This window comes from Acinetobacter sp. UBA1496 (assembly GCF_002324975.1).
Taxonomy (GTDB): Bacteria; Pseudomonadota; Gammaproteobacteria; order Pseudomonadales; family Moraxellaceae; genus Acinetobacter; species Acinetobacter variabilis.
Map to the genome: position 1 here is coordinate 50,004 of NZ_DCRI01000107.1, position 12,560 is coordinate 62,563.

The window sequence follows — 12,560 nt, forward strand, 5'->3', positions numbered from 1 at the left end:
CTTTTTAGAATCTTGTAGAACCAGCTTAGGCAACTTGTACCGGAATGCAATTTGCAGTGTGATTCACAGTGTTATCCGGGTTGGCATAAACCAGACGTGGTTTATGAGCATTGGCTTCAGCTTCAGTGAAATCACCAAATGTTGCGATAATTACGATATCGCCAACATCAGCCTGGTGCGCAGCACCACCATTCACAGAAATAATCCCTGAATTATCTTCACCACGAATGGCATAAGTAGTAAAACGCTTACCATTGGTCACGTTCCAAACATGAATTTCTTCGTATTCACGAATGCCAGCTAGATCCATCAAAACGCCATCAATTGCACATGAACCTTCATAGTGTAATTCTGCATGTGTAACAAAAGCGCGATGAATTTTGCATTTTAATAAACGAGATAGCATGGCTAGCGTCCCCTTAGTTGACCTAAGACTTTGATCTTATGGTTGAATCAATTTCTACGACACTGGATAAGTGAGTAGGCTTGCGCATTTTGCGCCTAAATGGCCAGCAAGGCAAGCGGAATTGTCCAGCAATTTATGAATGTTTAGTTCGGTTTATAAGCATTGATTTGATTCATTGCCTGTTGTACTTCACCGTTCACCAGCATTTTGGCGCGAGCAAGTGCATGGGCAATTGCATCGTCCATTAACTCTTGTTCACTGCTTGGTGCTTTACTCAGGACATGACCAGAAACACGGTCTTTAGAACCTGGGTGACCAATACCAATGCGTAGACGATGAAAGTTCGGACCGATATGCGGCACGATATCGCGTAAACCGTTATGTCCGCCATGACCACCGCCAGTCTTCAGGCGAATAATGCCTGGATTCATATCCAGTTCATCATGGGCAATCAGGATTGATTCGGGTGCGATATTGTAAAATTTGGCGAAAGGAATAACACTTTTACCGGAAAGGTTCATGAATGTTGTAGGTAGAAGGAGACGGACGTCTTGACCTTCGATATTGCCACGACCGCTGAATCCATTGAATTTAGGGTCTTTTTTAAGGCTAATGCCATATTGATCTGCAAGGCGTTCTACAAACCAGAAGCCTGCATTATGGCGGGTTTGAGCATACTCAGAACCTGGGTTGCCCAAACCTACAATCAGTGAAATATTTGACACTAATCTACACCATTAACACTTATGCGCGTTTGAAGTCAGCGTGCATTGGAGTGTTTTTAGCTGGGTGACGTTGTAACGCTTGGATTTTAACGCTTTCAACTTTACCGTTTACATCAATTTCGATTACTTCTTCGAAGAATGAGTTGCTTTCTAAGAATTTAACAAGCTGACGAAGTTCAAGAGAAACAGCTACAGGAGCAGCTTCGCCACCATAGATGATAGCTGGAACTTTAGCAGCATGACGAAGGCGGCGGCTCGAACCTTTCCCTTGCTGTGCTACTTCACGTGCTTCTGCGTTTAATACGAAGTTTGCCATGATAGACATCCTATTTAAGTTTTAAATGAACCGGACCTGCGACCGATCCGGTGATAGAAAGCCCCGCCAAATGGCAGGGCTTTGGAAATTCAGCGCACTATTATAGATAAGAATCGAACATTGCGCTAATAGATTCTTCGTTATTGATACGACGAATTGTTTCAGCAACCATGCTTGCAACTGAAACCTGGCGAATCTTGCCAAGAGCTAAAGCTTCTTCTGAAAGAGGGATGGTGTCAGTCACAACCAGCTCATCGATCACAGAATTTTTCAGATTTTCGAGTGCTTTGCCAGACAATACTGGGTGAGTCGCGTAAGCAACCACTTTGCGGGCACCGAAAGTTTTCAACGCATCAGCAGCTTTACAAAGCGTACCAGCAGTATCCACCATGTCATCAACGATCACACAGTCACGATCTTTCACATCACCAATCAAATGCATCACTTGTGATTCATTCGCTTTTTGACGACGTTTATCGATGATCGCCAGGTCGATATCACCCATCTGTTTCGCAACAGCACGAGCACGAACTACACCACCTACGTCAGGAGAAACAACCATCAGGTTATGATGCTGTTGTTGGCGTAAGTCAGCAAGTAGGGCTGGCGTACCGTAGATGTTGTCTACAGGAATATCGAAGAAACCTTGGATCTGGTCGGCGTGAAGATCAATCATCACCACACGGTCAATACCTACAGTGGTCAGCATATCTGCAACAACTTTTGCAGTAATCGGCACACGGCTTGAACGGGGACGACGGTCTTGACGGGCATAACCGAAGTAAGGAATCACGGCAGTAATACGACCAGCACTTGCACGGCGTAACGCGTCAGCCATGACCAGGATTTCCATCAGGTTATCATTGGTCGGTGCACAAGTAGGTTGTACGATGAATACGTCTTTACCACGAACATTTTCAGTAATCTCAACAGCGATTTCGCCATCAGAGAACTGGCCTACAGAGGCAGCGCCTAGAGGAATATGTAAGTGACTTACGACTTTTTGAGCGAATTGTGGATGCGCGGTTCCACTAAAAACGACAAGATTGGGCATGAAGCACCCTTGGCGGTTGGTATGTATGGAAGTAGATGGCAGGGGTAGCTGGATTCGAACCAACGGATGCCGAGATCAAAACCCGGTGCCTTACCACTTGGCGATACCCCTAATGCGGCAGAACTTTAATATTTTTGCGGTATTGTGTCAAGGTAAATTAACAGTCTTACAGCAAATGATGTTCTGTCTTTTTTCGAGAAAATGGCAGGGGCGGCTGGATTCGAACCAACGGATGCCGAGATCAAAACCCGGTGCCTTACCACTTGGCGACGCCCCTAAATTTGATGAACTGTAAGATGGCAGGGGTAGCTGGATTCGAACCAACGGATGCCGAGATCAAAACCCGGTGCCTTACCACTTGGCGATACCCCTAATACAGTACATCTACAGGTGAATAATGGCAGGGGTAGCTGGATTCGAACCAACGGATGCCGAGATCAAAACCCGGTGCCTTACCACTTGGCGATACCCCTATTGAACCTTGAAATGATGTAATGGCGATTCTTGCAGACTGTTCACCAGGTAAGATTTACATGGTGCATTCTCAAGAATGTCGGTCACATTCATATCATCAGTTACCTCGATAAAAACACAAGCACCTGTACCTGTAAGCTTTGCAACACCGAACTGGTCGAGATATTGCATTGCCTCATCGACTTCTGGATATAGGCTTCTTGCCACTGGCTCAAAGTTATTTCCGAAATCAGATGGCTTTATCTGATAGGCGCAAAATTTAGAGCTCTTCGTGTCTCTTGTCAACGTTTTTTGTGAAAAAAGCTGTTGAGTGCTGATAAAACAGTCAGGTTTTAACACAATGAACTGTTTTTGATCTAAGTCTATGAATGTTAAGTGTTCACCAATACCTTCAGCCCAAGCATTGCGACCATGAACAAAAATGGGCACATCCGCGCCCAGTTTGACACCGAGCTCTGCCAGTTGCTCGGAATTTAAGCCACAATACCATAACTGATTCAGCACAATCAGGGTTGTTGCGGCATTGGATGAGCCACCACCAAGACCTGCACCCATAGGAATATTTTTCTCCAGTCGAATGATCAGACCAGAAGGCGCTTTGGCATAAGGCTGCAAAATCTGCGCTGCACGATAGATGAGATTCTGTTCCAGATCGACTGAGGACAAACCTTCAATCTGAATCTGCCGATCATCTGTTTGCTCAAACTCTAGCCAGTCACACAAATCTATCAATTGAAAGATACTTTGCAGCTCGTGATAACCATCCGGACGACGACCGGTGATATGGAGAAACAAATTCAGTTTTGCAGGTGAGGGAACACGAATCATCATAGGCTTGCATCAGACCAGTTAACGGTTTTGAATCACCATTGTAATACGGTTTTCACCCCCATTCTCAAGCGACTGCTTTAAAATCAAGCGGTTTGGAACAGTTGCCTGCTGGTTATAACTGAGGTCTACCGTCCAGCCTTGTTCAATAATCTGGCTGATACGCTGTGAGCTGTCTTTCTGGATCTGGGCAGATTGTGTCGCGGGACGTGCCTGTACCCAATCGACTAAATGGCTAATCGGAGCTTGCCAGCCGGTTGCACGTTGCAGTAATTCTTCTGCTGTTGCTGCCTTGATCAGGCCGGTTTTGGCACTATTCAAAGTTACCTGACCAGGAGTACCTGAAATCTGGGTTTTTCCGGCACCTAAAATACCAGTCAGTTCAATATCAAACTCTTCCTGCTGCTGAACCCAGGTAAAAAAGGCACTGCCGCTTTGCTGAGGTGTTCGTACCCCGATTTTACCTTGCAGCTGGAACTGGTTTTTAGCCTGTACCGATGGCGTGACAGGAGCTTTTTGCTGAACCATCTGCTGACAGCCACTCATGAGTAGGGCAGTAGAAGCAAGGAAACAGCAGCCTAAAGTACTTATGTTGCGCATAAAAGAATGGACTCGTTCAGGATTGTGGTGCTAACAATAGCGAATTAAGTTGGTTTAATTCTGGGTCATTTGGATGGTTTTGTTGTAATTGTTGTAACACTTGATGGAATTGTTGTAGATCGCCTTTCATATAAAGCGAACGTGCATAACGGACACCAATTTTCGCACTTGGATTTAATTCATAGGCTTTAAGCAGCACCTGGGCAGCTGTGGCAAAGTCATTCTGCAGGTAACAGATGTAGCCATAGGTATCCAGAATAGAAGCCTGTTCTGGTGCGTATTCCAGTGCCTGTTCAGCATAGCGCCGTGCTTCATCCAGACGACGATTTTGACGAGCCAGCGTATAGGCATAAGCATTCAGATAGGTTGGACTATTCGGCTCGATTTTAAGCAGGGTTTTTAACAGCTGATCCAGTTGATCACGATCTTCATGTGGATCTAACAATAAGACTTGAGCATAGACCAGTTCCGGATCATCCGGCAGGTTTTTGCTGGCTTCTTCCAGAATCCGGATCGCTGCGTTCTTATTATTCATGCGTTTCAAAATATCCGCCTGAGCCAGATACAGGAAACTGGCATGTTGCGGATAATTGACCCGTTCCTGAGTCAGAAAGCGCAGCGCATCATGCAGTTTATCCTGCTCGGCAAAGATAGCAATGATATTGCGTCGTGAGACCGTATACAGGCTGCCATCCACCAGGCGGTAATAGGCTTTGGCAGTTTCATAATGTTGTTTGCGTTCTGCATTGACCGCCAGATAGTAATAGGCTTCATTCTGGTACTGAGCCGAATAACGGAGCTCCACCAGATATTTTTCGGCCCGTTCATATTGCTGCAGGTCAATACTGGTTAAGCCGGCAATAAACAACGCTTCTTCGTGTTGTGGTGATTTTTTCAGGATCGTTTCTAGTTTCTGTAAGGCCTTTTCAGCTTCATTCAGCTTGATCAGGTATTTGACCTCAGCCAGACGTATATCCATGTTGTTGCGATGTTTGCGACTGGCCTTCTCGTACCATTTCAGCGTTTCCTCATTGTTACCCAATGCTGCCAACAGATTGGCTTTCATTAGGATATAGCCAGTCGACTTTGGACGTTTTTTTAATGCACGGTTGATGGTATTGAGAGCCTGCTCTAACTGACCTTTTTGTGCTTCCAGACCGGCGACCAGCACCAGAATCGAAGGATTGTCTTTAGCTTTACTGGTACTTAGAGCCTGAATTAAATATTCACGGTCATCTGGCTCATCCGGGGCAATCCCGGCCAGAATTTCTTCCAGATCGGCGTTATCATCAATTTTCAGGATCTTTTCTAGCGTTTCTGCCGCCAGTTCGTACTCATGCGCTTTTAAAGCAATATGTGCCAGATAGAATAATGCCGGAACATCTTGCGGTTCTTGGACGACCCAGTGGGTAGAAATATCCAGCGCTGCATTCAGGTCTTCATGTTCGAGGGCGATATTGAGCGCGCGCTGTTTAACCGCGGTGGAATTGCTTTTAATGGCCAGCACAGTATAGTTGTGTAAAGCGTTTGGAATATCGCGATAGGCGAGTGCGAACTCGGCTATCATACTTTGTTTTATCGCATCATAATTTTGATTTGCATGGTAAACTGCTTCTGCTGCATAAAGATGAGCAGTTGAAGCCATGCTAACCACCAGCAAGAATGTGGTAGAATATTGCTTAATGGTAGGGCCGTTTATACGGCTAGTTGTTAGACGCAATTTTTCTTTATCCAAGTAATGCTTTTTATGACACCGATGTTGCACAATAGCATAAATTTAGTGAAATGATGACCTGATATGTCTTTCTTTGCATTGGGTGTCAACCATCAAACTGCCTCTGTAGAGCTGCGCGAAAAGATTGCTTTTAACCCTGAAAAGTTAAGCATTTTACTTGCCGAGCAAAGCCAGCACCCTGTACTGAATGATATGGTGGTGGTGTCTACATGTAACCGGACTGAAGTTTACGCTATGTCGGACAATGTCGACATGGTGCTGAACTGGCTCGCCCAGACCAATGGTATTGATTCCAAGCAATTGCAGAATCACGTTTATCGCTATGAGAATGCGCAAGCCGTCACTCATCTGATGCGTGTCGCCAGTGGTCTCGACTCCCTGATGCTTGGTGAACCGCAGATTCTGGGACAGGTCAAAACTGCACTTTCCCTTGCCAAAGAATCCAAGACCGTTTCGCAAAACCTGAATCGTATCTTTGAATATGCCTTTTATGCGGCCAAGCGTGTGCGCTCGGAAACAGCGGTCGGTAGTCATGCAGTATCAATGGGTTATGCAGTCGCACAATTAGCATTGCAAGTATTTAGCCGACCTGAGCAATTGACTGTGATGGTGGTAGCCGCCGGGGAAATGAACACTCTGGTGGCCAAACATCTGGCAGAAATGGGCGTCGGAAAAATCATTATCTGTAACCGCACTCGTGCTCGTGCAGAGAATTTGGCGCAGGAAATTGCGCATCGTGCAGATGTAGAAATTATTGATTTTGATCAGCTGGCAGCAAACCTGCATCGTGCAGATGTGATTTCTAGTTGTACCGGCAGTTTGCATCAAGTTATTCACTATCCGGATGTTAAAGCCGCTTTAAAGAAGCGCCGTTACCAGCAAATGCTGTTGGTCGATCTGGCTGTCCCACGTGATATTGATCCAAAAGTTGAAAAGCTGGATGGAGTTTATCTCTACGGCGTAGACGATCTGCAAAGCGTGATCGATGAAAACCTGGCGCAGCGTCGTCAGGCAGCGGTCGAAGCGGAAGTCATGGTTAATCAACTGGCGACCGAGTTGATCACTCAGCAGAAGCTGCGTAAGGCGGGTAGTATGATTCATGCTTATCGGGATTATGGGGAAAGCCTGTGTCAGGAAGAACTGGCAACTGCTATGCAACGTATTGCCAAAGGTGAAAGTGCTGAAACAGTATTGGCCGAATTTTCGCATCGTTTGACCCAAAAACTTCTGCATCCCACCTCAATCATGCTGCGTGAAGCTGCCAAAGCTGAAGATCCAAGCTATTTTGAAATGCTACAGAATAGTTTACAGGACGTGGTACAGCATCGCCGTAAGGTTAAACATTAAGATGATATTGAGTTAACTTCCCGATATTTAAAGGGCGTTTAAAATAAACGCCTTTTTTATTTCTTGGTTTTTAATCTTCGAGCAAGGTCATGGAACGTTTTTTATCAATTTCATAAATCCGCATCTTGAGATTTTTCATCTCCGCAATACTACTAAACTTTTTCGATTTTAATTTGTGTTGTAGACACTGATATTGCAGCTTGATCGAGAAGTCTGCCGCCAGTTTGTCTGCCTGCTCAGGAGAAGAGGTGTAATCGCTGACATTGGCGTGTTGCAAGATATGCTGTAACTCATGATGATGTGCAGCACAGGCACCGAGTACATAATAGGTCGACAGTTCCGGATCATCCGGCAATTCATCGAAAATCACATTAAATATATTCAGGATCTTGAATAGCAATTGATCTTCACTGACTAATGCGCGTAATGGTTCAAAATGGATATACAGATATGGATGATTCAACAGAATTGCAATGACATATTCTTCGGCATCAATTTTAGTACTGAAGCTTAGAGATGCATCATTATTAACTTTGGGTTGCCATTTGCGGCTAAAACCGAGTTTTTCCCGAAAGAACTGTTGCAGCAGATAACGGAATGAGCCAGCTTTGGGTAACAATTCGGTTAGCTGACGTAGTTCTCCCATCACCTGACTTTTACCTTCAGGCGTTGCAATATCATGATTCTGAGTGAGATGGGCAAAGACAAAGTCAGAGAGTAGCGGTGCCTGATCCAGCAGGCGGCGGAAATTTTCAATGCCTTCACGACGAATCAGGGAGTCTGGGTCATGGTCATTCGGCAAGACAAAGAATTTTAGCTCACGCCCATCATTGAGCAGGGGTAGGGCAATTTCCAGAGTACGGCGTGCCGCTTTTTGTCCAGCCGCATCACCATCAAAAGCAATGGTAATCCGGTTATTCTGCTTGAACAGAATATTTAGGTGATCAGTATTACTTGCTGTTCCCAAAGTAGCTACTGCACCATGAATGCCATATTGCTGCAAGGCAATGACATCCATATAGCCTTCTACCATTAACCAGTCTTGGGCTTTCTGCTTGCGACCTTCATACAGGCCATACAATAACTGGTTTTTATGGAAAACTTCTGAATCGGGTGAGTTGATATATTTCGGTTTGATCTCGTCATTCAGCGCACGACCACCAAAACCAACCACGCGACCTTTGCTATCACGAATCGGGAAGATGACCCGATCACGGAGCAGGTCAAAATCCCGGCCACTATCGCTAGTACGAATCAGACCTAAAAGTTTGAGACCTTCAATATCCTGCGGAAAGGCTTTTTCCAGATGTTGCCAGTCTTCCGGTGCATACCCGAGTCGCCAGTAGGCAATCGTTTCTGCGGTCAGACCACGCTGTTTAAAATACTGCTGGGCACTTGGACTATTGGGTAATTGGCGCTCATAAAACTGCGCGATATTCTCCAGCAGGTCGTATAAGTTGCCATCTGCTTGTGCTTCTGCTGCAGGCATTTGCTCAAAAGCAGCAAAAGGGTCATCTGTATAAAATTCAGCTTCAGGTGCCTGAATTTCAGCAAATGGATCAAAATAAGCAGACTGTTCAGGCGCTGGATTTGTAGATGTATCCGCAGTTTTTGCTGGTGGTGCTGCAATCGGTTTCGGTTTGGCTTCGCGTTTGTATTTTAAGCGGTTGGAATCTTTATTATCTTTAGGCAGTTCAATCCCGGTCTGGCTAGACAGGTCTTTCATCACTTCAATGAAATTACGGCTGCCAATATCCATTAAAAAACGGATGGCATTACCATTGGCCTGACAGCCAAAGCAGTGGAAATACTGCTTATCACGATACACGTGGAAAGAAGGCGATTTTTCCTGATGGAAAGGGCAACAGCCGGAATAAGTACGGCCAGTTTTTTTTAGTTTCACGTATTGACCAATCACATCGACAATATCGGTGCGATCGAGAATCTGATCAATCGTATGTTGAGGAATGGCCATGGTTTGCTAAGCTTCTCGTGCTGCGTTATTTAGGTGTTAAATCATTGAAAATTAAGAGTAGGATGATTCATCCAACGCTATAGATGAATTAATTGGTATAACCTGTTTGTACAATTTGTTCAAGCATTGCTCAGAAAATGCAAAAGGGCAAGTATGATAACTTGCCCTTCGCAAAAATGCACCTGTAACAGTTGGCTTATTCAGCAGTCGGTTCAGGTAGCTCAGTTTCATTAGTTTTAGGACGATCGAGTAGGCCAAACGTCATACGATTGGTCAGACTGCGTTTTTCTGCCTGGACTTCAGACGACTGGCTAGACGTATCGGTCACGGTTTTGGCTTCTTTACCGAAAATACCCAAAGTCGCACGGTTGAAGAAACTGCCTTCACTACGTGCTGCACGCAGGTTCACAGTACCATCAGCATTCACCAGACCTGGATAGTTCAGTTTCAGTACTTCGATATATTGCTGTGCTGTGGCTTTGTCACCTACCTTGTCATAGCCGTAAGCAACGGTTGCCAGCGCTTCTGGAATCTGTGGAGTTTGTGGATAGTGTTCAATTACCCATAAACCACGTTCAACAGCAGCCAGATATGCTTTACGCTTAATATTGAAACGGGCTGCATTCATTTCGCTTTCTGCCAGTTCCTGACCGATAAACTTCATGCGCTGTGCAGCGTCTACAGCATAGGTACTTGATGGATAGCGACGAATGAAATCGACAAAATTCTGGTAAGCCACTTTCAGGTAGCTCACATCACGGTGCGACTGTTTTAGTGAGGTATAACGCAGCAGGCCATTATAGTTCTGCTCCATATTCGCTACACCACGAACATAGTAAGCATAGTCGACATTTGGATGTTGCGGATTCAGACGGATAAAGCGTTCTGCCAGTGCGACTGCACCTTCATAATCTTTTTGTTGGAATTTGACATAGAGCAGTTCCAGTTGCGCCTGCGGTGCATACTGGCTGGTTGGATAATAGGTTTCCAGTGCTTCGAGCTGTTTTGCTGCATCAGTATATTGTTTGCGATCTAGCGCGTTCTGCGCTTTTTGGATATAAACCTGTTCGCTAGATTCTGGACCTTTGTCCACGACTTCTTTTTTTGGATTACTGCTACAGCCTACCATTGCCGATGCAATGCCTAACGTCACAGCAAGCATTGTCATTTTATAATGTGGTAGCGACATAAAAATTCCTCTGTTAATACGGGCAATGAGCTACAATTGCACTATTAAACCACTTTTGTCTGAATGAGCAAATGAGTCAAGCACAATCTTCCAATTCTAATATCCCTGATACTGATTTCAATTTACTTGAAGATTCTGAGGATGCAGATAACCATACTTCAGACGCAACTGCAACACGTTTATCGTTGCAATTTCAATTGGATGAAAGTTATATCGGGCAACGTATCGACCAGATTGCAGCCATGGTCTGGAGCGATTTTTCTCGAGAAAAGCTCAAGCAATGGATCAAAGACGGCAATTTATTAGTGAATGGTCAACCAGTTAAGCCAAAATTTAAAAGTGACGGTTTTGAAACCCTGACTTTAAACGTTGAACTGGAGGCACAAACCCGTAGTCTGCCTGAAGATATTCCACTGGATATCGTCTATGAAGATGATGACATCATTGTCATTAACAAACCAGTAGGCATGGTGGTGCATCCGGGTGCAGGTAATATGACTGGTACACTGGTCAATGCTTTGCTGCATCATTATCCGAAATCTTCTGAACTGGCGCGTGCAGGTTTAGTGCACCGGATCGATAAAGACACTAGTGGCCTATTGGTTGTCGCAAAAAATCTGGAAGCGCAGTTTGCGCTTAGTAAGCAGCTTGAGAAAAAGACCGTTTACCGTGTGTATGACCTGATTGTCTATGGCAACATCATTGCCGGCGGTACCATTGATGAACCGATTAAACGTCATCCGGTTGATCGTGTGAAAATGGCAGTCCTGCCAGGCGGTAAGGAAGCGGTGACGCACTACAATGTGAAAGAACGCTTCCAGCATTTCACCCGTATTCAGGCACGTCTGGAAACCGGTCGTACGCACCAGATTCGTGTGCACTTTAGCTACCTGGGCTATGGTCTGGTGGGTGATCAGGTCTATATGCCACGTGTGCGTATGCCAGCCGGTGCTTCGCAATTGCTAGATGACACCTTGCGTGGTTTTAAACGTCAGGCACTGCATGCAGCGACTCTAGGTCTGAAGCATCCACGCACTAAAGAAGAAATGACCTTTAATGCGCCATGGCCAGAAGACTTCGCCAATCTGGTTGAAGTGCTGCGTAGCGAAAACAAGGCCTATTAATTTTTCATTCTATTAGCAGTCATTAAAAGGGAAGCGACATGCAATTTGTACAAGGTTTGCCTCAAGGCGTTTATGTGGGTCAGACCCGTGTTCATCATGAACAGGTACAGCCTTCAGCCCAGCCAGAACTGGCCGGCTTTAACCTGGCTTTGCATGTCAAGGACGATCCGGTGCGAGTGCAGAAGCACCGCATCCAGCTGTTGAAAGACTTCCAGCCTTTTGGTGTGGACAAAATTACCTGGATGACACAGACGCATAGCACCATTTGTCATACCATCAATGAGCAGATGCCTTTCGATGCGCTGATCGGTGATGGTCTGGTCACACAGCGCAAGGCCCATGCCTTGATGATGATGACGGCAGACTGCTTGCCAGTGGTGCTGGGTAATACCGAAGGCACTGAAGTGGCCAATCTGCATGCGGGTTGGCGTGGGCTGGCAGGCGGTATCGTTGAAAATACTATTGCCGCGATGCAAACCAAGCCTACCTGGGCGTGGCTTGGTGCGGCCATCAGCCAGCCTTGTTTTGAAATTGGCGCAGAAGTAAGAGAAGCTTTCTGTTCCAAATATCCTGAACTGGACAGTGCATTTCAGGCAGGGGAACAGGCCGGAAAATACTATGCGGATCTGTATGCGATAGCGCGTTACATCTTGCAGCAGCAGGGCGTTGAGACTGTTTTAGGTGGCGATCAGTGTTCATATCGTCAGGCGAATGAATACTTTTCTTATCGCCGTGAAGCCAAAACCGGACGTATGGCAACATTCGTGTTTATAGCATGAAAATGTTA

At 45.5% G+C, this 12,560-nt stretch carries 12 protein-coding genes and 4 tRNA genes; 3 read left to right on the plus strand and 13 right to left on the minus strand.

The features are described from left to right. Window positions 1-25: 25 nt before the first annotated feature. The 11 genes from panD to B3143_RS13615 all read right to left on the minus strand — a co-directional run bounded on the left by panD (window position 26) and on the right by B3143_RS13615 (window position 6,123). Window positions 26-406: an aspartate 1-decarboxylase gene (panD, locus tag B3143_RS13565; protein WP_004784844.1), complete on the minus strand. Its 381-nt coding sequence runs from the start codon at window positions 404-406 to the stop codon at window positions 26-28. Window positions 407-549: 143 nt separating this feature from the next. Further along, on the minus strand, window positions 550-1,131 hold the full coding sequence (gene pth, locus B3143_RS13570; protein WP_004784843.1) for an aminoacyl-tRNA hydrolase: 582 nt from the start codon (window positions 1,129-1,131) through the stop codon (window positions 550-552). Window positions 1,132-1,150: 19 nt separating this feature from the next. Beyond that, the gene (gene rplY, locus B3143_RS13575; RefSeq protein ID WP_004784841.1) at window positions 1,151-1,447 is read right to left on the minus strand and encodes a 50S ribosomal protein L25; all 297 of its coding nucleotides are present in this window, start codon (window positions 1,445-1,447) and stop codon (window positions 1,151-1,153) included. 100 nt (window positions 1,448-1,547) lie between these two features. Further along, entirely contained in the window at window positions 1,548-2,501 is a 954-nt protein-coding gene (locus B3143_RS13580; protein ID WP_004784839.1) for a ribose-phosphate pyrophosphokinase, read from the minus strand. 36 nt (window positions 2,502-2,537) lie between these two features. Further along, a tRNA-Gln gene (locus B3143_RS13585) sits at window positions 2,538-2,612 on the minus strand. 91 nt (window positions 2,613-2,703) lie between these two features. Next, a tRNA-Gln gene (locus B3143_RS13590) sits at window positions 2,704-2,778 on the minus strand. Window positions 2,779-2,798: 20 nt separating this feature from the next. Continuing rightward, window positions 2,799-2,873, minus strand: a tRNA-Gln gene (locus tag B3143_RS13595). A 26-nt stretch (window positions 2,874-2,899) separates the two neighbouring features. After that, a tRNA-Gln gene (locus B3143_RS13600) sits at window positions 2,900-2,974 on the minus strand. Continuing rightward, window positions 2,973-3,803: a 4-(cytidine 5'-diphospho)-2-C-methyl-D-erythritol kinase gene (gene ispE, locus B3143_RS13605; RefSeq protein WP_034590165.1), complete on the minus strand. Its 831-nt coding sequence runs from the start codon at window positions 3,801-3,803 to the stop codon at window positions 2,973-2,975. Before ispE ends, B3143_RS13600 begins: the two co-directional genes overlap by 2 nt. A gap of 21 nt (window positions 3,804-3,824) precedes the next feature. Then, window positions 3,825-4,403: a lipoprotein insertase outer membrane protein LolB gene (gene lolB / locus B3143_RS13610; RefSeq protein ID WP_004784835.1), complete on the minus strand. Its 579-nt coding sequence runs from the start codon at window positions 4,401-4,403 to the stop codon at window positions 3,825-3,827. A 16-nt stretch (window positions 4,404-4,419) separates the two neighbouring features. Beyond that, window positions 4,420-6,123, minus strand: a complete 1,704-nt coding sequence (locus B3143_RS13615) for a tetratricopeptide repeat protein (RefSeq protein ID WP_004784833.1) — start codon at window positions 6,121-6,123, stop codon at window positions 4,420-4,422. 78 nt (window positions 6,124-6,201) lie between these two features. Between B3143_RS13615 and hemA the strand changes: the two genes are divergently transcribed. Beyond that, on the plus strand, window positions 6,202-7,485 hold the full coding sequence (gene hemA / locus B3143_RS13620) for a glutamyl-tRNA reductase (protein ID WP_286740912.1): 1,284 nt from the start codon (window positions 6,202-6,204) through the stop codon (window positions 7,483-7,485). Between the two features lie 70 nt (window positions 7,486-7,555). Here the strand turns inward: hemA and B3143_RS13625 are convergent, their stop codons facing one another. Both B3143_RS13625 and B3143_RS13630 read right to left on the minus strand, forming a co-directional pair. After that, on the minus strand, window positions 7,556-9,460 hold the full coding sequence (locus B3143_RS13625) for a DNA primase (protein ID WP_004784830.1): 1,905 nt from the start codon (window positions 9,458-9,460) through the stop codon (window positions 7,556-7,558). A gap of 196 nt (window positions 9,461-9,656) precedes the next feature. Next, a complete protein-coding gene (locus B3143_RS13630; RefSeq protein WP_004784828.1) occupies window positions 9,657-10,649 on the minus strand; it encodes an outer membrane protein assembly factor BamD in 993 nt (330 codons plus the stop codon). Window positions 10,650-10,720: 71 nt separating this feature from the next. On the opposite strand from B3143_RS13630, the gene rluD reads away from it, so the two are divergent. Together rluD and pgeF are read left to right on the plus strand one after the other, a co-directional pair. Continuing rightward, window positions 10,721-11,773 carry a 23S rRNA pseudouridine(1911/1915/1917) synthase RluD gene (gene rluD, locus B3143_RS13635; protein ID WP_004784827.1) on the plus strand — a complete coding sequence of 351 codons (1,053 nt, stop codon included), beginning with the start codon at window positions 10,721-10,723 and terminating at the stop codon, window positions 11,771-11,773. A 38-nt stretch (window positions 11,774-11,811) separates the two neighbouring features. Next, entirely contained in the window at window positions 11,812-12,552 is a 741-nt protein-coding gene (pgeF, locus tag B3143_RS13640; RefSeq protein ID WP_004784825.1) for a peptidoglycan editing factor PgeF, read from the plus strand. Window positions 12,553-12,560: the final 8 nt, after the last annotated feature.